Annotated in this window: 20 protein-coding genes; 7 read left to right on the top strand and 13 right to left on the bottom strand. The window is 69.4% G+C overall.

Features of this window, described 5'->3' with window-relative positions; all coding sequences use genetic code 11:
- Positions 1 to 17 precede the first annotated feature (17 nt).
- From ACQ860_RS15370 to ACQ860_RS15360, 3 genes are all read right to left on the bottom strand, one after another.
- Positions 18 to 353: a hypothetical protein gene (locus tag ACQ860_RS15370; protein ID WP_431304214.1), complete on the bottom strand. Its 336-nt coding sequence runs from the start codon at positions 351 to 353 to the stop codon at positions 18 to 20.
- Between the two features lie 62 nt (positions 354 to 415).
- Positions 416 to 1,552: an acyl-CoA dehydrogenase family protein gene (locus ACQ860_RS15365; RefSeq protein WP_431304213.1), complete on the bottom strand. Its 1,137-nt coding sequence runs from the start codon at positions 1,550 to 1,552 to the stop codon at positions 416 to 418.
- Positions 1,545 to 4,898 carry an indolepyruvate ferredoxin oxidoreductase family protein gene (locus ACQ860_RS15360; protein WP_431304212.1) on the bottom strand — a complete coding sequence of 1,118 codons (3,354 nt, stop codon included), beginning with the start codon at positions 4,896 to 4,898 and terminating at the stop codon, positions 1,545 to 1,547. The genes ACQ860_RS15365 and ACQ860_RS15360 overlap by 8 nt, the downstream gene beginning before the upstream one ends.
- A 112-nt stretch (positions 4,899 to 5,010) precedes the next feature.
- Between ACQ860_RS15360 and ACQ860_RS15355 the strand changes: the two genes are divergently transcribed.
- Positions 5,011 to 5,466 (top strand): Lrp/AsnC family transcriptional regulator, encoded by a 456-nt coding sequence (locus ACQ860_RS15355; protein ID WP_318649245.1) that lies wholly within the window; start codon positions 5,011 to 5,013, stop codon positions 5,464 to 5,466.
- Positions 5,467 to 5,469: 3 nt separating this feature from the next.
- Here the strand turns inward: ACQ860_RS15355 and ACQ860_RS15350 are convergent, their stop codons facing one another.
- The 7 genes from ACQ860_RS15350 to ACQ860_RS15320 all read right to left on the bottom strand — a co-directional run bounded on the left by ACQ860_RS15350 (position 5,470) and on the right by ACQ860_RS15320 (position 12,192).
- Positions 5,470 to 6,144: a hypothetical protein gene (locus tag ACQ860_RS15350; RefSeq protein WP_431304211.1), complete on the bottom strand. Its 675-nt coding sequence runs from the start codon at positions 6,142 to 6,144 to the stop codon at positions 5,470 to 5,472.
- A 7-nt stretch (positions 6,145 to 6,151) separates the two neighbouring features.
- Entirely contained in the window at positions 6,152 to 7,246 is a 1,095-nt protein-coding gene (locus tag ACQ860_RS15345) for a malate/lactate/ureidoglycolate dehydrogenase (RefSeq protein ID WP_431304210.1), read from the bottom strand.
- Positions 7,247 to 7,313: 67 nt separating this feature from the next.
- On the bottom strand, positions 7,314 to 7,691 hold the full coding sequence (locus ACQ860_RS15340; RefSeq protein ID WP_431304209.1) for a hypothetical protein: 378 nt from the start codon (positions 7,689 to 7,691) through the stop codon (positions 7,314 to 7,316).
- 17 nt (positions 7,692 to 7,708) lie between these two features.
- A complete protein-coding gene (locus ACQ860_RS15335) occupies positions 7,709 to 8,797 on the bottom strand; it encodes an ABC transporter ATP-binding protein (protein WP_431304208.1) in 1,089 nt (362 codons plus the stop codon).
- A gap of 143 nt (positions 8,798 to 8,940) precedes the next feature.
- The gene (locus ACQ860_RS15330; RefSeq protein WP_431304207.1) at positions 8,941 to 9,834 is read right to left on the bottom strand and encodes a carbohydrate ABC transporter permease; all 894 of its coding nucleotides are present in this window, start codon (positions 9,832 to 9,834) and stop codon (positions 8,941 to 8,943) included.
- Positions 9,834 to 10,772: a carbohydrate ABC transporter permease gene (locus tag ACQ860_RS15325; RefSeq protein ID WP_431304206.1), complete on the bottom strand. Its 939-nt coding sequence runs from the start codon at positions 10,770 to 10,772 to the stop codon at positions 9,834 to 9,836. Before ACQ860_RS15325 ends, ACQ860_RS15330 begins: the two co-directional genes overlap by 1 nt.
- 61 nt (positions 10,773 to 10,833) lie before the next feature.
- Positions 10,834 to 12,192 carry an ABC transporter substrate-binding protein gene (locus tag ACQ860_RS15320; protein ID WP_431304205.1) on the bottom strand — a complete coding sequence of 453 codons (1,359 nt, stop codon included), beginning with the start codon at positions 12,190 to 12,192 and terminating at the stop codon, positions 10,834 to 10,836.
- Between the two features lie 119 nt (positions 12,193 to 12,311).
- On the opposite strand from ACQ860_RS15320, the gene ACQ860_RS15315 reads away from it, so the two are divergent.
- From ACQ860_RS15315 to ACQ860_RS15305, 3 genes are read left to right on the top strand one after another with little or no spacing between them, the layout of a single operon-like run.
- Positions 12,312 to 13,418 (top strand): NAD(P)/FAD-dependent oxidoreductase, encoded by a 1,107-nt coding sequence (locus ACQ860_RS15315; protein WP_431304204.1) that lies wholly within the window; start codon positions 12,312 to 12,314, stop codon positions 13,416 to 13,418.
- Positions 13,415 to 14,386 (top strand): threonine ammonia-lyase, encoded by a 972-nt coding sequence (locus ACQ860_RS15310; protein ID WP_431304203.1) that lies wholly within the window; start codon positions 13,415 to 13,417, stop codon positions 14,384 to 14,386. Before ACQ860_RS15315 ends, ACQ860_RS15310 begins: the two co-directional genes overlap by 4 nt.
- Before the next feature lie 5 nt (positions 14,387 to 14,391).
- Positions 14,392 to 15,003: a DUF1345 domain-containing protein gene (locus tag ACQ860_RS15305; protein ID WP_431304202.1), complete on the top strand. Its 612-nt coding sequence runs from the start codon at positions 14,392 to 14,394 to the stop codon at positions 15,001 to 15,003.
- 7 nt (positions 15,004 to 15,010) lie between these two features.
- Here ACQ860_RS15305 and ACQ860_RS15300 read toward each other — a convergent pair whose 3' ends face one another.
- Positions 15,011 to 15,994, bottom strand: a complete 984-nt coding sequence (locus ACQ860_RS15300; RefSeq protein WP_431304201.1) for a Bug family tripartite tricarboxylate transporter substrate binding protein — start codon at positions 15,992 to 15,994, stop codon at positions 15,011 to 15,013.
- Between the two features lie 225 nt (positions 15,995 to 16,219).
- On the opposite strand from ACQ860_RS15300, the gene ACQ860_RS15295 reads away from it, so the two are divergent.
- The 3 genes from ACQ860_RS15295 (at position 16,220) to ACQ860_RS15285 (ending at position 18,375) form a co-directional block, all read left to right on the top strand.
- Positions 16,220 to 16,765: a hypothetical protein gene (locus ACQ860_RS15295; RefSeq protein ID WP_431304200.1), complete on the top strand. Its 546-nt coding sequence runs from the start codon at positions 16,220 to 16,222 to the stop codon at positions 16,763 to 16,765.
- Between the two features lie 14 nt (positions 16,766 to 16,779).
- Positions 16,780 to 17,361, top strand: coding sequence for a hypothetical protein (locus ACQ860_RS15290; protein WP_431304199.1), 582 nt, complete (start codon positions 16,780 to 16,782; stop codon positions 17,359 to 17,361).
- Between the two features lie 204 nt (positions 17,362 to 17,565).
- A complete protein-coding gene (locus ACQ860_RS15285; protein WP_431304198.1) occupies positions 17,566 to 18,375 on the top strand; it encodes a hypothetical protein in 810 nt (269 codons plus the stop codon).
- 495 nt (positions 18,376 to 18,870) lie between these two features.
- On the opposite strand, the gene ACQ860_RS15280 is transcribed toward ACQ860_RS15285, so the two are convergent.
- A complete protein-coding gene (locus ACQ860_RS15280) occupies positions 18,871 to 19,986 on the bottom strand; it encodes an alginate O-acetyltransferase AlgX-related protein (RefSeq protein WP_431304197.1) in 1,116 nt (371 codons plus the stop codon).
- A 10-nt stretch (positions 19,987 to 19,996) separates the two neighbouring features.
- Entirely contained in the window at positions 19,997 to 21,418 is a 1,422-nt protein-coding gene (locus ACQ860_RS15275) for an MBOAT family O-acyltransferase (protein ID WP_431304196.1), read from the bottom strand.
- Positions 21,419 to 21,471: the final 53 nt, after the last annotated feature.

Raw genomic sequence — 21,471 nt, 5'->3', positions numbered from 1 at the left:
ACGGCACGGCCCGCGCCTTACCGGGTGCGGGCCGGTGCCGAAGTGGCGCTGGAGCTGGAATTGCCCGGCACGGAAGCCGCCAGGGCCGCGGCAGCGATCAAGGGCAACGCGATCAGGCCGGGCGCGGCGAGGCCAAGCCCGGCCGAACTGCCCCCACCGGCTTCCAGCATGGGGCGCGTCATTGCCTGACCGGATGCGGGCTGGCCGGGCGGCGGAATGCGCGGGCGCGGCGCCCGCACCAGGGCCGGCCCATCGGCCCCGCGCGGCGGGATCACCACATCCACACCGGCCGGCACGACCACCACACGCTGCTGCGCCACAGCCGGCGCGGCCAGCGCGACGAGAGCGGCCAAGGTGGAAAGCATGCAACGCATGGTTGTTCGTAATCCCGCGCGCCCCGCCGGGGCAAGCGGAATCAGCGCGCCAGCACCTGGCGGGCGATGATCACCCGCATGATCTCGTTGGTGCCTTCCAGGATGCGATGCACCCGAAGGTCGCGGACAATCTTCTCGATCCCGTAATCGGCGAGATACCCGTAGCCGCCCAGCAATTGCAGCGCCTCATCCGCCACACGGTGGCCGACATCGGTGACGTGCCGCTTGGCCATGGCGCAGAAGAGCGTGGCGTCGGGCGCCTTCTGATCGAGCTTGGTGCAGGCGCGCCAGAGGAAGGTGCGCGCCACCTCCAGCTCCGTCGCCATGTCGGCCAGGCGGAACTGCGTGGCCTGGAAGTCAGAAACGGCCTTGCCGAAGGCGCGGCGCGTCTTCACATAGTCCAGCGCGATGTCGAGCGCGGCCTGCGCGCCGCCCAGCGAACAGGCGGCGATGTTCAGCCGCCCGCCATCCAGCCCCGCCATGGCGTAGCGGAAGCCCTGGCCTTCCTCGCCCAGCAGGGCCTCGGCGGGGACGCGGGTGTTGTCGAAGATCACCTGGCGGGTGGGCTGCGCGTTCCAGCCCATCTTTTTCTCATTCGCGCCGAAGCTCACACCCGGCGCCTCCTTCGGCACCAGAAGGGCCGAGACGCCATCCGCGCCCGGCCCGCCGGTGCGCGCCATGGTGAGATAGAGGTCCGAGGCGCCCGCGCCGCTGATGAACTGCTTCACGCCATCCATCACATAGCCTTCATTATCGCGCTTCGCGCGCGTGGCCAGCGCCACCGCATCGCTGCCCGAGCCGGGCTCGGTGAGGCAATAGGAGGCGATCTTCTCCATGGTCAGCAGCTGCGGCAGCCAGGCTGCCCGCTGCGCCTCGCCACCCCAGCGATCGATCATCCAGGCGACCATGTTGTGGATGGAGAGGAAGGCGCTGGTGGTCGGGCAGCCCGTCGCCAGCGCCTCGAACACCACCGCGGCATCGAGGCGCGTGAGGCCGGAGCCGCCGCTCTCCTCGCGCACATAGAGCCCGGCCATGCCGAGGCCCGCCGCCTCGCGGAAGACATCCACCGGGAAATGGCGCTCCTCATCCCAGCGCAGCGCGTGGGGGGCGATGCGCTCGCGCGCGAAATCCAGCGCGGTGTCACGCAGCGCCTTCGTGTCTTCGGGCAGGTCAAACATGGGTGGCGTCCAGGGCGGCCCAGCGGGCGCGGGTGGCTTCGACATTGCGCCGCTTCACCGGGCCGAAGCCCTTGATGCCGGCGGCCGCCTCGGCCCATTCGCAGGCGCGGGCGTAGGTGGTGGGGTGCAGGCCGGCGAGCAGCTTTTCGATGCCGGCGCGGTATTCGCCGATCAGCGCGCGTTCCATCCGCCGCTCCTCAGTGTGGCCGAAGGGGTCGAGCAGGGTGCCGCGCAGCGCCTTGCCGTGGCGCAGCATCCCCATCGCGCTCAGCATCCAGGGCCCGAAGGTGATCTTGCGGATGCGGCCATCGGAGCCCGGCTTGGCCAGCAGCGGCGGGGCGAGGTGCAGGTTGATGCGCGTGGTGCCGGTGAAGCCCTCCGCCAGCTTCGCCTGCCAGCCAGAATCGCTGTGCAGCCGCGCCACCTCATACTCATCCTTGTAGGCCATCAGGCGGTAGAGCTGCGTCGCCACCGCGCGCGTCAGCCGCGTCTCGCCCGGGAGTTCCGCCGCCTGCACGCGCGCCACGAAATCGGCGTAGCGCCGCGCGTAGCGCGCGGATTGATAGGCGGTGAGGTCGTCCACACGCCGGGCGATCAGCGCCTCCAGCGTCTCGGGCGCCTTGGGCTCGGCTTCGGCGGCCAGCCGCCCCGCCTCGAAGGCGGCGAGGTTCTTGGGCACGGCCGCGCCGTTCAGCTCGATGGCCCGGCGCAGGGCGTCGCGCGACATCGGGATCAGGCCGCGCTGGAAGGCCGCACCCAGCAGATAGATGTTCAGGTAGATCAGCTCACCGAAATCCTGCTCCACGCGGCGGGCGGCGGGCAGGGCCACCACCTCGCGCGTCACGGCGCGCACGCTTTCCAGCATGGCGGCCGGGTCGTCACGCGCCTCGGGGTTCAGCACGAAGCGGCCGGTGGGCGAGACATCGGCGCTCAGCACCACGCGCGAGCGGCCGGGGCCCAGCAGCGGCCGCGCCATGCGGCCATGCGCGCCGACGAGATCCGCCGCGATCATCGCATCCGTCTGGCCCTGGCCGATGCGCGGGCTGGTCACCACCTCGCCCACGCGGCCGATGCGCAGCTGCGCATAGACGCCGCCCCCCTTCTGCGCGAGGCCAAGATTGTCGAGCGAGCGCACCGGCCGCCCTTCCAGATGCGCCGCCATGGCAAGGATGGCGGAGAGCGCCGTGACACCTTGCCCACCCACGCCGGCCAGCAGGATGTTCCAGGCATCGCCGGGGGCGGCCTCGGGCAGCGCGGGCAGCGGCGCCTCGGTGACGATGACGGGCATCGGCGGCTTCGCCGGTTCGGCGCCTTCCAGGGTCAGGAAGGAGGGGCAGAACCCCTCGACGCACGAAAAATCCTGGTTGCAGCCGGACTGGTCGATGCGGCGCTTGCGGCCCCATTCCGTCTCGATCGGCTCGATCGCGATGCAGTTCGAGGCAACCGAGCAATCGCCGCAATCCTCGCAGACGCGCGGGTTGATCACCGCGCGCTTGGTGGCCTTGGGCGCGAGGTCGCGCTTGCGCTGGCGGCGCTTCTCGGTCGCGCATTGCTGGTCGTAGATCAGCACGGAGCAGCCCGGCACCTCGCGCATCATGCGCTGCACGGCGTCCAGTTCGCTGCGCGGATGGAAGGTGACGCTGCGCGGAATCAGCGGGTCGCCGCGATGGCGATCCGGGTCATCGCCGACGATGACGACCTTGGTGGCCCCTTCCGCCACCATCTGGGCGGCGATGCGCGGCACGGTCATGTCGCCCTCGGCGGGTTGGCCGCCGGTCATGGCCACGGCGGAATTCACCAGGATCTTGTAGGTGATGTTGGCCTTGCTCGCGATCGCGGCGCGAATGGCCAGCACGCCGGAATGGCCATAGGTGCCGTCGCCCATGTTGGTGAAGACATGCGGCGTCTCGGTGAAATGGTGCTGGCCGATCCAGGCCGCGCCCTCGCCGCCCATATGGCTGAACAGGTCGCTCTCGCGATTCATGTCCTTCGCCAGGTAGTGGCAGCCGATGCCGGCCAGCGCGTGACTGCCCTCGGGCACGCGGGTCGAGGTGTTGTGCGGGCAGCCCGGGCAGAAATAGGGCTGGCGGACATCCAGCGGCTCGGCGGCGGCGGCCGCCAGCGCGCCCAGCTCCGCGATGCGCGCGGCGAGGCGCTCGGTGCGCAGCGGCTCGGGCAGGGTCTTGGCCAGGCCGCGCAGGATCATGGCGGAGTCGAGTTCGGCGAGGTCGCTCAGCACATCCTTGCCGTGGATTCGCGGGCGGTCGGACTCGGCATAAAGCGCCTCGCGCAGCTGCGATTCGAGAAAGCTGCGGCGGTCCTCCACCACCAGCACGCTTTCCAGGCCCCGGCAGAAATCGCGCGCGGCGTCGGCATCCAGCGGCCAGGCGAGGCCCACCTTCCAGATGCGCAACCCGCCCATCCGCGCGAGTTCCGGCGTGATGCCGGCATCGGCCAGCGCCTGCTTCAGCGTGGACCAGGCCTTGCCGCGCACCGCGATGCCGAAGCGCGCATTCGGCGCCTCCTGCACCACGCGGTTGAAACCGTTCAGCCGCGCGAAGGCGAGCGCAGCCGGCAGCTTGAAATGCCGCACCCGCTCCTCGATCGGCAGGGCCGCATCCTTCAGGCGGATGTGCAGCCCGCCCGGCGGCATCGCCACGCCATTGGGCGTCAGCGTCATCAGCGCGGCCGGGTCCACCGTCAGGCTCATGGTGGCGTCCATCGTCTCCGCGATGCACTTCATGCCAACCCAGAGGCCGGAGAAGCGCGAGAGCGCGATGGCCTTCACGCCATATTCCAGCACCTCGCCCACATCCGCCGGGTCCAGCATCGGAATCTCAAGGTCCGCGAAGGCGTATTCCGAACCGCTGGTGACGGTGGAGGATTTGGATGCCGGGTCATCGCCGGCCAGCGCCAGCACGCCGCCCAAGGGCGCGGTGCCCGCCCCGTTCGCATGGCGCAGCACATCCCCGCTGCGGTCCACGCCCGGACCCTTGCCGTACCAGATGGCGAAGACGCCCTGGTGCTTCGCCTTCGGATAGAGGTTGAGCTGCTGCGTGCCCCAGCAGGCGGTCGCCGCGATATCCTCGTTCAGCCCCGGCTCGAAGACGATGCGGTGCTCGGCAAGCCGCTTCTTCTGCTTCCACAGCTCGCGGTCGTACCCGCCGAGCGGCGAGCCGCGGTAGCCGCTGATATAGGCCGCCGTATCCAGCCCCTCGGCATCGTCCAGCTCGCGCCGCATCAGGGGGATGCGCACCAGCGCCTGCGTGCCGGTCAGCAGGGTTTCGCGCCCCGCGGCGTCCCAACGCTCCTCCAGGGAGATGTCGGCGCGGATGATGCTGTTCATGACGGTCTCCGGTCCCGGGCGGATTATGACCATGGGAGACTGCGCTGGAAAGCGTGGGAGGTTTTGCCGCATTCTGTTGTGCGCCGCCAAAATGACAGAAGGATCTTCCGCGATGGATGCGATTGACCGCCGGATCCTCCGCGCCCTGCATGGCGAGGCGCGGTTGACCAATGCGGAGCTGGCCGAGCGCGCCGGCCTTTCCCCCTCGCCCTGCTGGGCGCGGGTGCGGCGGCTGGAGCAGGCGGGCGTGATCCGCGGCTACCGGGCCGAACTCGATCAGGCCAAGCTGGGTTTGCCCGATACCGTCATCATCGAGGTGATGACCGAGAAGCATGACGGCGAGCAGCTCGCGCGCTTCGAGGAGGCAATCGCCAATATGCCCGAGGTGATCGAGGCCTGGCTCGTCACCGGCGAGTACGACTACATCCTCAAGGCGGCGGTGGGCGGCACGGCGGGCTATGAGCGCCTGCTGCGCGAGAAGATCTACCGTCTGCCCGGCGTGCGCCACACGCGCACCGCCTTCGGCATCCGCTGCCTGAAGCAGGTCTTCACGCCGCTGCCTGCCTAGCGATTACTGCGGAAGCGGGCCGAGCAGCCCATGCTCCAGCGAGGTGCGATAGACCCGCGCCACGAAATCCTCGGCCAGCGCGGCTGCGCGCAGTGCCACCACATCCTCCTCCATCAGCGGCGTGAGCGAAGGCAGGAATTGCGGGATGGGCTTGATCGGCGCCGGGCGGCCAAGCAGGGATTCGATCACCTCGTCGCTCAGCGGCGCCAGCGCCCCGCAGGTCATGTCGAAACTGCCCAGGTGCATCAGGCGGCCGGCGAAGGCGCAGCCTTGCGCCTCTTCCCGCGCCAGCATCTGGTCCTGGATGTGCAGGGCCGTGCCGCGCAGCAGGTCCTCCGCCATCACGCCGCCCTCCGGATGCGTGGCACCGACGCGGAAGAAGGTGAAATGCGCGCGGGACAGGGCCGCCAGCACGCGCGCCTCCTCGCTGCCATCCGGGTAGTCGCCCGCCTTTGCCTCACGGTCCAGCGCGCGCCCATGGCCACCCACCGGGCCGAAGACGCCGAGGTCGAGCACCAGCTGGAACTGCGCCTCGTTCGTCACGCGCACCTCCTTGTGGTGCCAGACACCCAAGGCGCGTGCCTGCGAGGCCGCGCTGGCCTGGGGGATGCGGCGCGCGGCCGCACTCAGGATGCGCTCGCGAATCGCGCGAAAGGCCTCGTAGGCGGTGGTGCTCATGCCAGGTCTAGATCCCTTGCGGCCCGTTGATCCCCAGCGAGGCGGCCGTGTCGAGAATGCCCTGCCATGCCTCGCGCGGCAGCGGAAGGCCCGTCACGCGGCGCTGGGCGCGGCGCTCATTCTCCGGGTCGCCCGGGGCCATGATCGGCGCCTCCGGGTCGGCCGGGCGGCAGGACTTCACCCAGGCCACGTAATCCTGCGCGGCCTGGTGGAAGGCCGCCTCATCGGCGAAATGCGCCGGCGAGAGATAGATGGAGAGCATGCCGTTCGCGATGCGCCCGCGCTCCGTGATGGGGCCTGAGCAGCCGCCGCCGGTCAGCGCACCCGCCAGCAATTCGCAGATGAAGGCGAGACCCGAGCCCTTGTGGTCGCCAAAGGCGCGAATCGCGCCCGTGCCATTCGCCGGATTGCGGGGCCCCACCGGCGGGTAGTCGCCATAGAGCGTGTGCGGATCGCCCGACATCTGGCCATCGGCCGTGATCAGCGCGTTCTCCGGCAGCGCCTTGCCGCCATTGGAAGCGACCAGCACCTTGCCCTCCGCCACGAAGGAGGTGGCGAAGTCGAGGATCACCGGCCCCTCGGGCAGCGGCACGCCGACGCAGAAGGGCGCGGTCGAGAAGCGCCGCTCGGCGCCGCCGAAGGGGGCCACCAGCACCGAACCCGCGACGTTGACGAAATGGATGGAAATCAGCCCCTCGGCCGTCGCCGTCTCGGCGTAGTCGCCGGTGCGGCCGATATGGCCGGCATTGCGCAGGCCCACGATGCAGGCGCCCTGGGCGAGCGCGCGCTCGATTCCGAGGCGCGTGGCCTGCTCCGCCACCGTCTGGCCGAAGCCGAACTTGCCGTCGAGCAGCACGAAGCTGCCGCCATCGGTGACGATTTCGACATTCTGGCCCGCCAGGACATGGCCGGCGCGCTGCCACTCGACATAGCGCGGCACGCGCACCACGCCGTGGCTGTCATGGCCGGCGAGGTTCGCACCCACCAGGTGGTTTGCGATCCGCGCCGCTTCGTGCGGCGCGCAGCCCGACGCGGTGAAGATGCGGGTGACGAAGCCTTCCAGCTCGGCTTCGGGGATATAGACGTAGTCAGGCTCGGCCATGGCGCTTCCCTCCGGTTGGGAAGGAAACTGCCCCTCGGCGCGCGGCGCGTCCAGACCCGCGCCGGGCTCAGCCGGGCAGGAGGGTACAGGCCGCAGCGCGCAGCCTGAGTAGGCTCTCAGCCCCCGCAGCCGCCGGCATGCGCAACAGCGCGGCGTGCACGTCCTGGCCACGCGGCAGACGCAGGGTGATGCTGCCAAGGCCGGTTTGGTCACCGCCCGATAATTCCCCGCTCCGTGTGAATTGCACGGAGGAGGTGCCGGCATTGCGCAGCATCGCGGTGACCTGGCCGTCCCGCGCATAGGCCTGCGGGGAGGTCACGTCGCAGTCATCCGCGCGCGAGGGCGTGCAGATCAGCGCACTTCCGATGAAGCGGCGATTCTGCGTGCCCTGCCCCATCGCCGGGGCCGCGAGGAAGCGGGCCGCGACGAGGGGGCGCCTGTGCAACGCGGCGGCATCAGGCGCTACAGCACCTTCCCCGTCGCCTCGTCCAGCAAATGCATGTTGTTCATGTCCACCGTCAGCGTGGTGGGCACATTGGGCTCCACATGCACGGTGGGCTCGAAGCGGGCGCAGCAGTCGCGCGCATCGCCGAGGTGGAAATGCACCATGGTCTCCATGCCCATCGGCTCGATCACCTCGGGGGTGATGATCAGGTCGGCACGGCCCGGCAGGTGGGGACGGTGGTCGGTCAGGTGCTCGGGGCGGATGCCGAACAGCAGCTTGCGGCCGGCCGCACCGGCATAGCGTGCGCGGCGCGCTTCCGGGATGGGCAGCACCGTGCCGCCCGCCAGGTGCACGGCGCCGTTCTCGACATGGGCGGGGAGGAAGTTCATCGCCGGGCTGCCGATGAAGCCCGCCACGAAGCGCGTGGCGGGGTTGTGGTACAGCTCCTGCGGCGGGCCCACCTGCTCGATCACGCCGTGGTTCATCACCACCACGCGGTCGGCCAGCGTCATCGCCTCCACCTGGTCATGCGTGACATAGACGGTCGTCGTCCGCACCGTCTGGTGGACCTTCTTGATCTCGGTGCGCATCTGCACGCGCAGCTTGGCGTCGAGGTTCGAAAGGGGTTCGTCAAACAGGAAGACCTTGGGGTCGCGCACGATGGCGCGGCCCATGGCCACGCGCTGGCGCTGCCCGCCCGAGAGCGCCTTGGGCTTGCGGTCCAGCAGGGGCACGATGTCGAGGATGCGGGCCGCATTGTCCACGCGGCGCTTGATCTCCTCGCGCGGGAATTTCCGCAGCAGCAGGCCGAAGGCCATGTTGTCGAAGACCGACATGTGCGGATAGAGCGCGTAGTTCTGGAAGACCATCGCGATGTCGCGGTCGCGCGGCGGGATGTCGTTCACCACCGTGCCGCCGATCGAGATGTCGCCGCCGCTGATCTCCTCCAGCCCCGCGATCATGCGCAGCGTTGTGGACTTTCCGCAGCCGGACGGGCCGACGAGGACCACGAACTCATGGTCCGCGATCTCGAGGTCGATGCCCTTCACGGCCTGCACGCCGCCCTCGTATTCCTTGACGACCTTGCGCAGCGAGAGTTCAGCCATGTCTCGTCCTTTTGCGTTCAGGGCCTTGAGGGGCTTGGTCCCTCAAACTCCCCAGCAAGAACCTCAGGTTCTTGCATCTCCGATCAAATATGGGTGCAGGGAACTGGTTCCCTGCTGGGGGAGTGCGAGGGGGCAAAGCCCCCTCACCCCTTCGTCGCACCGGCGGTCAGGCCGGCGATGTAGTAGTCCATGAGGAAGGCGTAGACGATCACCGGCGGCAGCGCCGCGAGCAGCGCGCCGGCCATGAGCTGCCCCCAGGCGAAGGTGTCGCCGCGGATGAGCTGGCTCACCACGCCGATGGTCAGCGGCATCTCGTCCGGCCGGGTGATGAAGGCCGTCGGGTAGACGAAGGCCGCCCAGCTCACGGTGAAGGCGAAGATGGTGGCGGCGATGATGCCGGGCAGCGCCACGGGGATGAAGATCTTCAGCAGCATCTGCGGCCAGGAGGCGCCGTCGATCAGCGCCGCCTCGTCCAGCTCCTTCGGAATGGAGGCGAAGTAGCCGATCATGATCCAGGTGCAGAAGGGCACGGTCAGCGTCGGATAGACCAGGACCAGCCCCCAGGTGGAGTTGAGCAGGCCAAGCGAGCCCACGATCTGGTAGAGCGGGATGAAGAGCAGCGTGTCCGGCACCAGGTAGGTGAGGAAGACGCCGGTCGCCAGCATCTGGCTGCCCCAGAAGCGCATGCGCGCCAGCGCGAAGGCCGCCAGCACCGAGATCACCATGGTGATGATCACCACCAGCACCGTGATCTTCACGCTGTTGTACATGAAGCCGCGGAACATCGGGTTGCCGATGATGGCGGCGTAGTTCTCCAGAGTCGGGTTGCGCACGATCCAGGGATTGGCGGCAAGATCGGCGATTTCCGCACTCGTCTTCAGGCTGGTCAGCAGCATGTAGAAGGGCGGCGCCAGCATCACGATGGCGGCGAAGATGAGCGAGGCATAGGCGGTCCAGAGCGCCCAGCGCCGCTCGGCGCGCAGGCTGCCGGCCTTGTGGTAGATGCCGGGGACATCCCGGCTCGTGGCGGCGGACATCACGCCTCCTCCTTGTTGCGCTGGTTGATGCCGCGCAGCACGAAGAAGGCGATCACGGCGAGCAGCGGGAACATGAACAGGCTGACGGCGGCACCGCGCGGGATGTTCCCCGAGAGCACGCCCACCTGGAAGGCATAGCTGGCGAAGACATGCGTCAGGTCGCGGGGGCCGCCATTGGTCAGCACGCGGACGATGTCGTAATTCGCGAAGGTGACGATCAGGCTGAACAGCACGGTGATGGAGATGATGTTGCGCATCATCGGCAGCGTCACGTAGCGCAGCCGCTGCCAGGATGTGGCACCGTCGATCGCCGCCGCCTCATAGAGCTGCTCGGGCACGGATTTCAGCGCGGCCAGGTACATGATCATGAAGAAGGGCGCGCCGTACCAGACATTCACGATGATGATGGAGATGCGCGCCCACCAGGGCTCGCCCAGCCAGGGCACGCCCGGCAGGCCGAAGACGTTGATCAGCCAGTTGATCGAGGAATAGGAGGGCTCGAACATCCACCACCAGCCGAGCGTGGAGAGCGCCGGCGGAATCACCCAGGGCACCAGCAGCATGCCGCGCCACTTGCGCTGACCCTTGGTCGGGATGTGGTGCAGCATATGGGCCAGCCAGAAGCCGATCAGCGCCTTGAGCAGCACGGCGGTGATGGCAAAGAAGCAGCTCTGCCAGATCACCATCCGGAATGTTTCGGAATCCAACAGGATGGCGAAGTTCTCCAGCCCGATGAAGGTCGTCATCCGCCGGTTCAGCGTGGCCAGGTACATCGCGTAGAAGGCGGGCCAGGCGACCAGCCCGCCGATCACCGCGATGAGCGGCAAGGTCATGATGAAGGCGATGGTCGAACGCCGCCGCGCGAAACGCTGCAACGTATTTCCGCCGCTACGCGCATGTGCGGCCGCAAGCCGACCCTCGGTGGCGTCCAGTGCCATCTCGCCCCCTTCCCCCTCGGAATGAAAAATGCGGGCGGGGGATCACCCCGCCCGCATGAGCTCAGCCGCCGCGGCGCATGTTGTTGATCTCGCGCTCGAGCCAGGTGAGCGCCTGCTCGATCGTCTCGCCGCCCTGGGCGACGCGCGCGATGACCTTGGTGTTCAGCGCCTGGATGTACATCTGGCTGGCGAGTTCGGCCGGCGCGGGCGCGAAGGCGATATGCGCCTTGGCCTGATGGTGCGGCTTGTTCGGATAATTGTAGACCGTGCCGGTCGGCGGGCCTTCCGTCTCCCAGATCTTGAAGTCGCTCATCGAGTCGAAGGGCGGGATATCGTAGCCGTTCGACGTGTTGGTCGTGAGCTCCGCCGCCTCGCGCGTGCTGAGGAATTCGAGGAACTGCTTCGCCACGTTCTTGTTGCGGCCGAAGCTCCAGATGCCCGAGCTCCAGGGGAGATAGGCCAAGAAGCGGCCGCGCGGGCCAGCCGGCATCGGGATGGTCCAGCAGCGCTCGGAGACCTGCGGCGCATCGCGCTTGGCGACCGCCCAGGCGGAGGGCGGGTTGAAGATGAGCGCCGAGCGGCCGGAGATCAGCGCGCGGTTGTTCGCCGCGTCATCCCAGGCCCAGACGTCGTTCGGCAGGAAGCGCGAGAGACGGACGGCGTAGTCCATCACCTGGCGCAGCGCCTGGTTGCCGCGGATGGTCGGGTTGCCGCGCTCATCGGTCACGCGGGCGCCGTAGCTCTCGAACAGCGCGCCGACCCAGTCCACGGAATCGGTGAACTGGCCCATGGGCAGGCCGAAGGGGAAGCCGGCGCGATGGCAGGCCTCGGCAGCGCGGAGGAAGGTGTCCCAGTTCCAGGTCTCGGCCCCGGGGCCGGCGCGGTTCTCGGCGGGCCACATGGCGCGGACGTCGATGCCGGCATGCTCCTGCATCAGGTCGAAGCGCACGCAGGCGGGCTTGTTCTGCGTGCCGGAGGTTGCGGGCACCGCGCGCCAGGCGCCCCGGTGCTTGCCGAGGAACTCGGCCGCCGGGTTCACCGCGCCGTAGCGGGAGATGAGGCGCGTCATCACGTCATCCACCGGCTCCAGCTGGTCGGCATAGGCGCCGATATCCCAGGGCGAGAGCGAGAGGATGTCATGCCCGCTGCGCGACTGCGCCTGGGCGGCGGCGGTCAGCTGCAGCTGGTTGCCCACCGTCGTGATGAAGTCGAGGTTCACATTGACGCGGTTGCGCTCACCGAACTGCTGGGCCAGCTGGCGCAGCGCGCCATTGCCGGTGGGGACCCAATGGTCCCAGAAGGCGCAGCGCAGCGTGGTGGTGGGCTGGCCGAAGACGGCCGGCGCGCTCAGCGTGCCGGCGGCGATGACGCCCGCGCCCGCGCCGAGGGCGGCGCGACGGGACAGATCCTTGTTGGACATTCCTGAACTCCCTTGGATGTTTCCGCGCGGTCTCCGCCGCTGGTGGGAAGGTTAGGCATGCTCCGGCAGGCAGTGCAACCGATCTTGCCGCGCCGGGCGGGCGGGATGAGGATGCGCGAATGAACACCCATTCATTCGACGCCCTTGTCATCGGGGCGGGCATCGCCGGCGCGACCGCCGGCGCGCATCTCTCCACCACCCATCGCGTGGCGCTGCTGGAGGCCGAGGATTCCGCCGGCTACCACACCACCGGGCGCTCGGCGGCGATCTGGATCCTCAGCTATGGCAGCGCCGATGCGCGGCGGCTGACCGGCGCCTCGCGCAGCTTCTTCGAATCGCCGCCGGAAGGTTTCACCGAGGCGAAGCTCGCACATCACCGCCCGGTGCTGACGCTGGCCGATGCGGCCCAGGCCGCGGACCTCGCCGCTTCGCTCGATGCCGGGCGCGTCGCCATCCCGCTGGAGGAGGCACGCGCCATCGTCCCCGCCATCCGCCCCGACTGGGCGGTGAGCGCCGCGATCGAGCAGGACGCCTTCGACATCGATGTGGCGGCGCTGCACCAGGGCTTCCTGGCGCAGTTGAAGCGCGCGGGCGGGGTGCTGGCGCTGCGGAACAAGGCCGGGCGCATCTGGCACGCGAAGGGCCTCTGGCACGCCGAGACCAGCACGGGCGACGTCTTCACGGCGCCCGCTTTGGTAAATGCCTCCGGCGCCTGGGGCGATGTGGTGGCGGAGATCGCGGGCGTGGCCAGGATCGGCCTGCAACCGAAGCGCCGCACCGCGCTGATCGTGGATCCCGGGCGCTACCAGAGCGCCGACTGGCCGCTGGTCGGCGACATGCACCACAGCTGGTATGTTCGGCCCGAGGCGCGCGGCAAGCTCATGGTCAGCCCGGCCGACGAAACCGACAGCGATCCCTGCGACGCCCAGCCCGATGAGCTCGACGTCGCCATCGCGGTGGACCGCATGCAGCAGGCGCTCGACATCCCGGTGCATCGCGTCGAGCATCGCTGGGCCGGGCTGCGCAGCTTCACGCCGGATCGCGGCCTTGCCATCGGGCCTTGCGCCGCGCCCGGTTTCTTCTGGTTCTGCGGCCAGGGCGGCTATGGCATCCAGACCGCGCCCGCCGCCGGCCGCCTGCTGGCGCAACTCCTGCGCGGCGATACGCCCGATCCGGATGTCGCGGCCGTCATTCCCCTCACCGATCCCCGGAGGTTTGCGGCATGACGCCGAGTTTCGATGACGTCCAGGCCGCCGCACAGCGCCTGAGGGGCCGCATCCGCCGCACGCCCATGCTGCGCCATCGCGCGCTGGATGAAGCGGCGGGCGGCGTGGTGCTGGTGAAGCCCGAGCCGCTGCAGATCACCGGCAGCTTCAAGCTGCGCGGCGCCACCAATGCCGCGATGCTGCTGCCGCCCGCCGCGCGGGCGCGAGGGATCGTCACCCATTCCTCCGGCAATCACGGCCAGGCCGTCGCCGCGGCCTGCGCGGCGCTCGGCATGCCCGCGCTGATCGCCATGCCGCAGGACGCGCCCTCGGTGAAGGTGGAAGCCACGCGCGCCTGGGGCGCGGAGATCCACTTCTTCGATCGCCACGGCGTGGACCGCGACGCGCTGGCGCTGGAACTGGCGCAGAAGCGCGGCGCCACCGTCATCCCGCCCTTCGACCATGCCGACGTGATCGCGGGCCAGGGCACCGCCATCCTCGAATTGTTGGAGGATGCGCGGGCCGAAGGCTTCAAGCCGGACCAGATCGCCATCTGCACCGGCGGCGGCGGGCTGCTCGCGGGTTCCGCCCTCTCCGCCAAGGCGCTGGCGCCGCAGGCGCGCATCTACGCGGTGGAGCCCGAGGGCTGGGATGATTACGGCCGCTCGCTGCGGGCGGGCCAGCGCATCGCCAATGACGGCACGGGCGCAGGGCTGTGCGACGCGCTGCTCTCCAGGCAGCCGGGCCAGATCACCTTCGCGGTGAATGCGCCGCGCGTGGCGGATGGCCTCGTGGTGACACCGGCCGAGGTCTTCGCCGCCATGCGCTTCGCCTTCACCCACCTCAAGCTGGTGGTGGAGCCGGGCGGCGCCGTGGCACTCGCCGCCGTGCTGGCCGGCAAGCTCGCCACGCGCGACGCGGTGACCGGCATCATCCTCAGTGGCGGCAATGTGGACCCCGGCGTCTTCGCGCAGGCCATGGCGGCCTGAGACGGATGCCCCTGCCAGCGATCCTGCGGCGCGGCTTCACCCTGCCGGCGCTGGCCGTGGGCCTGGCGGTCTTTGCCACGCTCCTGCTCACCGGCCGGACCATCGAGACGGCGGCGATGCTGGGCTGGTCGGCGCATGTGATCACCCATGCGGGCCTGCTGCTGCAACGCCTGGGCAATGCCACGCCCGAGACGATGCGCAACCGCGCGCGGGAGGTGGTGGAGGGCCGGCGCGTGGTCTCCATCCTCTCCGTGGTGGCGGCGGCCGCCTCGCTGCTCTTCCTGGTGTTCCGCTGGGACGGGCTGGGCGGCGGCGTCGCCATCCCCGCCATCATCCTCTCCTGGTTCTATGTCCACCTGCTCTTCGCGCAGGATTATGCGCATGAATACTGGACGCATGAATGCGGGATCGAATTTCCGGGCGGCGACGGCACGCCGGAATTCAGCGAGTTCCTCTACATCGCCTTTACCGTCGGCATGACTTTCCAGGTGAGCGACGTGACCACCAGCAGCGCCGCCATGCGCCGGCTGGTGCTGATCCATGGCCTCGTCGCCTTCGGCTTCAACGCCGTCATCCTCGCCGCCGCGGTGAATATCGTGGCGGGCGGGTCGAACTGACGCCGCGTCAATCCACCCGCGCGCCCGAAGCCCGGATCAGCGGCGCGAAGGCGGCCTCGTTCATCGCGCGGAAGGTCGCGAAATCCTCCGGCGTGGTGTACCAGGTGGAGGCGCCGTTCTCCTCGAAGCGCCGCTTCAGGTCGGCGCTTTCCAGCGACTCCTTCGTCAACTGGTTCAGCCGGTGGATGATGGCGGGCGGCATCCCCGCCGGTCCCATGACGCCCCCCCAGGAGGTGATCTCGAAGCCCGGCAGGAATTCGGCCATGGCCGGGATCTCGGGCGCCTGCGGGCTGCGCGTGGCCCCCGTCACCGCCAGCGCGCGCAGCCGCCCCTCGCGCGCCAGCGCGAGGCCCTGCGGGATGTTGTCGAAGATCATGTGCACACGCCCCGCCTGCAGATCCACATGCGCCGGCGCCGCCCCGCGATAGGGCACATGCAGCATGTCCACGCCCGCAATGGACTTGAACATCTCGCCCGAGAGATGGACCGTCGTGCCCGAGCCGGAGGAGGCATAGGCGTAGCGCCCCGGATTGGCCTTCAGCAGCGCGATCAGTTCGGGCACCGAGCGCGCCGGCACGTCATTGTTCACCACCAGCAGGTTCGGCAATTGCCAGAGGCCCGAGACGAGCGAGAAATCCTGCGCCGGATTGAAGGGCAGCCGCCCATAGAGCGTGGGGCCGATGGAAAGCGGCGCCACGCTCGCCAGCCCGATCGTCATGCCGTCCGGCGCCGCGCGCGCGATGGCCTCCGTTCCGACATTGCCGCCCGAGCCCGAACGGTTCTCGACGACGAATTGATGCCCCGTCATCTCGCTCATCTTCAGGCACCAGATCCGCGAGAGGATGTCCGTGCCGCCGCCGGGCGGAAACAGGCCGATGAAGCGGATGGAACCGGTGGGCCAGGCTTGCGGCTGCGCCTGGGCCAGCGCGGGCGCGGCCAGCAGGCCAAGGGCAGCGCGCCGGCTCACGCCGGCTGCATTCACGTTTTTCATGCTTCCTCCCCGGGGCTTTCCGCCCCTGCCCGCCATCGGCGCGCGGATGGCCGCCGCAGGTCAAGAAAATTCGACCGCAGGGCGGATCCGCTTGCCGCCGTCCGGCTTTGCCAGGATGCTGCGTCCGTGTTTCCGCGCCGCTTCCTGCCCCTTCTGCTGCTGCCCGCCTGCACGCTGCCGCTGAACAGCGCGCTGCGCGACTGAGCGCGTCAGGCGAGCTTCGCCGTGGCCCGCGCCGCCCCCGGCGAAGCCGCCGCGCAGCGCGAGGCCCGCGGCGCGCTCGCCGCCTATTTCTATGCGCTCGGCGTACTGTGGGACGGCGCGCCACTGAACTTCCAACCTGCCGCCTTCGCCCCCGGCGCGACGGAGCCCGCGATCCTCACCATTTCGACCGCACTCTCCGCCGCCAGCGCCGACACGCCGCCGCGCTGGGCGACGAATGAGGTCACCTCCTCCCGCCCGACCTATGAAGACCGCCGCCTCGCGCGCCTGATCCGCGCGGCCGATGGGCCGGTGCAGCTTCTCCTGCTCCAGCTCAAGACCGGGGTCTCGCCGGGCGAGGCGGTGGTGCTGACGCGAATCGGCGAGGGGCATGTGGTGCTGCTGGCCGCGAGCGGCCGTCTCTCGCAACGCGCGACCGAGCGCGAGATTCTCGCCGCGCGGGACGCGCTGTCACGCGACATGCGGCGCGTGCCGCCGCCCGCGCCGCAACTCACCACGGCGGGTGACGGCACCACCCCTGCCAGCCTCGCCGCGATCTTCCCGCCATGACCCGGACCTCTCCCATGCGCCTTCCCCTGGTGGCCCTGCTGGCGCTGACCGGCTGCGGCGCGCCCGACTACACGCCGGTGCGGGACTGGGCCTCCACCGCGAGCCTGGCACTGGACGAGCCGGAGCTGGGGCAGACCGGCAGCCTCGCCATGCAGCAGGCCCTCGTCACCTACCTCCAGGCCGTGGCCGTGCTCGCCTCGGATGGTGTGCTGCCCTATCGGGAGAGCCCCTTCTCCAGCATGGCCATCACCGCCGGCCAGGCGTCCGAGCGCGGCGGCAAGGCCGTGGCGGCGCTCGGCCTGCTGCTGCGCCACGCCAACCGGACGAATGCCCAGGCGCCGCAGCTGCGCGACAACATCGTGGCCGCAGACCCGCATGTGCAGGCGCTGGTGGAATCGCTCGCCACGACGATGGAGCGCGAGGGCACGGACAGCCCGGCGCGCCGGCAATACCTCTTCGTCCTGACGCAGGTCGGCCAGGGCCATGCGCTGCTCAAGGCGCAGGCCCCGAGCATCACGCAGGAGGAGGCGGTGCAGCGCATTCGCGCCGCCGAGGACCAGCTGCGCCGCAGCGCCGCGCGGAGCTGGCCGGGATGAGGCGCCTCGCCGTCATCGCCGCTTCGCTGGCCGCGCTGCTCTCCGCCGCACCCCTGCGCGCGCAGACGGTGGACAACGTCCTGCGCGACGCCCTGACGTCGCAGATCAACGAGCGCATCTCGGCCCAGCGCGCGCTGCAGCAATCGCGCCGCGGCGGCGTGCTCGGCCTCTTCGGCTACAACGCGATTCCGGACGGCTCGACCAATGCGGTTGGAAGTCACGCGCAGCTCCACCTCCTCGACCATCTCGCCCACGCTGCAACTCGGGCAACTCGGCTTCGGCTTCACCGTCTCCGAGGCGTTTCCGCTCTTCCTGGAGAGCTATATCGGCTATGCGCGCTACGACCCGCGCGCCTATATCGCCGGCGGGGATGAGACGCGAAGCCTGCCGACGCGCTGGAACAACGTCATCGGCACGGTGGGCATCGGCTACGACATCCGTCTCGCCGAATATCTCTGGCTGAGGCCGATCATCAACGGCTCGCTCGGCTATGCGGCGTCCGATGCGTCGCTGCTCGGCGCCTTCGTCAACTGGCGGCGCGAGAGGGACATCTCCTTCCTCACCGACAAGCACATGAACGTCTATGGCCTCGGCGGCGCGCTGATGCTGGCCTATTACGACTACACGCCCGCCCGGAACATCGATGTGGAGCTGCGCTATACGCAGATGCGGCTGCAGACCTTCGGCGACACGCCTGAGGCCGTCCGTGGCAATTCCACCGCGCGCACGCTGGGCCTCTGGGCGCGCTACCGCTGGCCCACCGGGCTTGAGGCCTTTGGCCGGCCGGTGCGCTGGGTGCTGGACGGCTCCGGCTCGCTCTACCTGGGCGACCAGCGGGATTCGATCGGCTTCGGCTGGGCGGTGAAGGTGGGCGGCGGCATCGAGTTCGATGTAGGGCGGCACGAGTTCGGTGCGGCGGGCATCAACCTCAGCCGCATCCGGCTCATCGCGCGATATTTCTACGGCGATGGCGGCGTCACCGGCACCAGCTTCGGCATCGGGATGAGCTTCTGAGTTTTATGCCCTCATACGCCGGGCGCGGCCTCCGGCCGCTTGGCTTCGCCGCGCCGCTGGTGCGCCGGGGCAATCGCTCGGTTGGGCGGCGCCGGCCGCCGTGCGGCCGGATGATTTTGTCTAACCCCTCATACGCCGGGCGCGGCCTCCGGCCGCTTGGCTTCGCCGCGCCGCTGGTGCGCCGGGGCAATCGCTCGGTTGGGCGGCGCCGGCCGCCGTGCGGCCGGATGATTTTGTCTATGCCCTCATACGCCGGGCGCGGCCTCCGGCCGCTTGGCTTCGCCGCGCCGCTGGTGCGCCGGGGCAATCGCTCGGTTGGGCGGCGCCGGCCGCCGTGCGGCCGGATGATTTTGTCTAACCCCTCATACGCCGGGCGCGGCCTCCGGCCGCTTGGCTTCGCGCCGCCACGGTCGTGCGAGAGGTGAGCCCAGTCTGGGCGCGCCGGCCGCTGTGCGGCCGGATGGTCCTGTGTACGCCCTGGGCAATGGGTGGCGCCTACTGCCGCAGGAAGGCGCGTTCCTCCTCCGTCACCGGCTGGGCCATGGCGCGTTCCAGCACTTCCCAGATGACCACGCGCGGCGGCGCCTCGCGGAAGGTGGCGCCGGCGAAATAGGCGCGCGCAGCCCCCGCGAACCCGCCGCCGGCCTGGGCCAGGTTGGTCACCGCCGCACCCAGCGCCTCCTGCAGAAAGCCGTGGAAATTGGCGTTGAGCGAGTAGGAGGAGCCGATCAGCGCGACCTGCGGCTGGCCCTCGTCATCCAGTAGCCCGCCGCCACCGCCCGCGGGCACGGCCGCCGAGGTGGTCGCCAGGTGCTGCCGGTCGGGCGCGGGGCGCCAGCCATCGGGCATGATGTCGAGACCCATGAGGCGCAGCAGGTCGCCCGGGCCGTTCGTCTCCTCAGCGGCGAAACGCGTGGTGAAGCCGCCGGGGCGCTCGATGTCGAGGCCCCGCGCGGCGGCGGCGATCTGCCGCGCGGCCAGCGCCGCACCATCCTGGTTCCAGTGCGTGTCGGTCCGCCAATAGGCCGGCTTCTCCCGCGCCAGGGCGCGCAGCGGCTCCAGCAGCGGGATGGGCGTGATGCCGCGCGCGGAAAAGACGGCCAGCAACTCCCCGTAGCGGCCCTCGGCCTGGGCGGAGAGCGGCGCGCCGCAAAGCTGCTCGCGATGCACCCGCGCCTTGTCCGGCACGATCGTCACCAGCAGTGTGATGTTCTGCGCCGCCAGCCGGTCACGGATGCGGGCCAGGCCTTCCACGCGCTCGCGCATGGCGGGGCCGGGGTCGGGCCAGGGGCGCAGCTCCTCCGTCAGGAAGAGCCAGTCGTCGCAGCCGACGCGCACCTGCGGCCCGCCGGAATCGAAGAAACGCCAACGGAAGAAGCCGCCCGCAGCGCGGATGTAAGGGTCCGCCGGCAGGTTGTGCGCCATCACGTAGTTCACGGCGGCCGCGAAACGCCCGGCGAGGAAGGCCTGCAGGTTCACCGTCGGCTCCAGGCGCCGCTGCGCCAATTCCGAGCGGATGGCCGCCACACCCTGCCAGGCGCCCCAGCCCAGGATGGCGATGACCACCGCCGCCTGGAGGGTCGCCATCCGCTTGATCCAGCTCTCGATCATGGCGTGTTCCTCAGAACTGGAAGTAGAGGAAGGGAACGGCGGCGCGGCTGTAGAGCAGGATCATCCCGAGGATGAAGCCCGCCGTCGGCGCCCAGAACCAGCAGAGGCGCCAAAACCCGCTCATCGCCTCGACTGGTTGCTGCCAGGGCAGGCGGCTGCCCGCCAGCGGGAGGTAGACCAGCACCACGCCGATCAGCATGCACCACCACTGGTCCGGTGTGACCTGCCAGGCCAGCGCGTCGGAGAGGCCGATGCTGGAGGGCATGAACATCGCGCCATACATGGCAAAGGCGCTGGTCAGGTCATGCGCGCGGAAGGCGACCCAGCCCAGGATCACCGCCAGCATCAGCAGCATGTTGCCGAGGATGAAGGGCATTGGCCCATTGCCCGCCGCGCGCCAGTAGCGATGCAGCGCGAGCAGCCCGCCATGCCAGAAGCCCCAGAGGATGAAGGTCCAGTTCGCACCGTGCCAGAAGCCGCCGATCACCATGGTCAACAGCAGGTTCACATAGGTGCGGACCGGGCCTTTCCGGTTGCCGCCGAGCGAGATGTAGAGGTAGTCGCGCAGGAAGCGGCTCAGCGTCATGTGCCAGCGCTGCCAGAATTCCTGGATGTTGCCGGCGAGATAGGGGTTGTTGAAGTTCTCGGGAAAGCGGAAGGCGCACATCTGCGCCAGCCCGATCGCCATGGCCGAATAGCCCGCGAAGTCGAAGAAGAGCTGCAGCGTGTAGCCGATGGCGCCTGCCCAGGCATCCGCCATGGAAGGGTTGGGCAGCGCATAGACCACATCCACCATGGGCGCGATCGTGTCCGCGATCAGCACCTTCATGCAGAAGCCGATCATGAAGCGGCGCGCGCCCAGGCCGAACTTCTCCCAGGTATGGACGCGGTGCTTCAGGTCATGCTCGATCTCGGCATAGCGCACGATGGGCCCGGCGATGAGCTGGCTGAAGATGGCCTTGTAGGCGGCATAGGCGATGAAGTTGCGGCTGACCGGCACGTCCTTGCGCCAGACGTCGATCAGGTAGCTCACCGATTGCAGGACATAGAAGCTGAGGCCGATGGGCAGTATGATCTCATGCCAGGGGGTGGGGGCGAAGCCCATCGCCGTCACCACCTGATTGAAACTCTGCACGCCGAAATTCGCGTATTTGAAATAGGCGAGCACGCCCAGATTGCCGATCAGCCCGGCCATCATCCAGCGGAAGCGCGAATCCGAGCCCTCCTCAGCCGCATTCACCCGCAGCGCGATGAAGAAGGTGTAGAGCGTGACGCCGCCCAGCAGCGCCAGGAAATCCACCCGCCACCAGGCGTAGAAGGCCCAGGAGAGGATCAGGATCGTCCAGTTCCGAAAGCGCGCCGGCGTCAGGAAGTAGAGGACGAAGAAGAGCGGCAGAAAAAGGAACAGGAATTCGAAGGAAGCAAAGATCATGCGCTCACGCCTTTCGGGATGCGCGGATTCCGGGCCTGGGCCGGCCGGGCGAG

Origin of the sequence: Sediminicoccus sp. BL-A-41-H5 (genome assembly GCF_050632405.1) — a bacterium.
Lineage (GTDB): Bacteria > Pseudomonadota > Alphaproteobacteria > Acetobacterales > Acetobacteraceae > Roseococcus.
This window is presented reverse-complemented; position numbering and strand designations above follow the sequence as displayed.

Excerpts from the sequence above, each read along its gene's own strand:
- ACQ860_RS15300 (WP_431304201.1), bottom strand. The coding sequence starts at position 15,994 with ATGAAAAACGTGAATGCAGCCGGCGTGAGCCGGCGCGCTGCCCTTGGC.
- ACQ860_RS15345 (WP_431304210.1), bottom strand. The coding sequence starts at position 7,246 with ATGGCCGAGCCTGACTACGTCTATATCCCCGAAGCCGAGCTGGAAGGC.
- ACQ860_RS15325 (WP_431304206.1), bottom strand. The coding sequence starts at position 10,772 with ATGGCACTGGACGCCACCGAGGGTCGGCTTGCGGCCGCACATGCGCGT.
- ACQ860_RS15335 (WP_431304208.1), bottom strand. The coding sequence starts at position 8,797 with ATGGCTGAACTCTCGCTGCGCAAGGTCGTCAAGGAATACGAGGGCGGC.
- ACQ860_RS15285 (WP_431304198.1), top strand. The coding sequence starts at position 17,566 with ATGCGGTTGGAAGTCACGCGCAGCTCCACCTCCTCGACCATCTCGCCC.
- ACQ860_RS15280 (WP_431304197.1), bottom strand. The coding sequence starts at position 19,986 with ATGATCGAGAGCTGGATCAAGCGGATGGCGACCCTCCAGGCGGCGGTG.
- ACQ860_RS15290 (WP_431304199.1), top strand. The coding sequence starts at position 16,780 with ATGCGCCTTCCCCTGGTGGCCCTGCTGGCGCTGACCGGCTGCGGCGCG.
- ACQ860_RS15355 (WP_318649245.1), top strand. The coding sequence starts at position 5,011 with ATGGATGCGATTGACCGCCGGATCCTCCGCGCCCTGCATGGCGAGGCG.
- ACQ860_RS15305 (WP_431304202.1), top strand. The coding sequence starts at position 14,392 with ATGCCCCTGCCAGCGATCCTGCGGCGCGGCTTCACCCTGCCGGCGCTG.
- ACQ860_RS15320 (WP_431304205.1), bottom strand. The coding sequence starts at position 12,192 with ATGTCCAACAAGGATCTGTCCCGTCGCGCCGCCCTCGGCGCGGGCGCG.
- ACQ860_RS15310 (WP_431304203.1), top strand. The coding sequence starts at position 13,415 with ATGACGCCGAGTTTCGATGACGTCCAGGCCGCCGCACAGCGCCTGAGG.
- ACQ860_RS15315 (WP_431304204.1), top strand. The coding sequence starts at position 12,312 with ATGAACACCCATTCATTCGACGCCCTTGTCATCGGGGCGGGCATCGCC.
- ACQ860_RS15330 (WP_431304207.1), bottom strand. The coding sequence starts at position 9,834 with ATGTCCGCCGCCACGAGCCGGGATGTCCCCGGCATCTACCACAAGGCC.
- ACQ860_RS15350 (WP_431304211.1), bottom strand. The coding sequence starts at position 6,144 with ATGAGCACCACCGCCTACGAGGCCTTTCGCGCGATTCGCGAGCGCATC.
- ACQ860_RS15360 (WP_431304212.1), bottom strand. The coding sequence starts at position 4,898 with ATGAACAGCATCATCCGCGCCGACATCTCCCTGGAGGAGCGTTGGGAC.
- ACQ860_RS15365 (WP_431304213.1), bottom strand. The coding sequence starts at position 1,552 with ATGTTTGACCTGCCCGAAGACACGAAGGCGCTGCGTGACACCGCGCTG.
- ACQ860_RS15275 (WP_431304196.1), bottom strand. The coding sequence starts at position 21,418 with ATGATCTTTGCTTCCTTCGAATTCCTGTTCCTTTTTCTGCCGCTCTTC.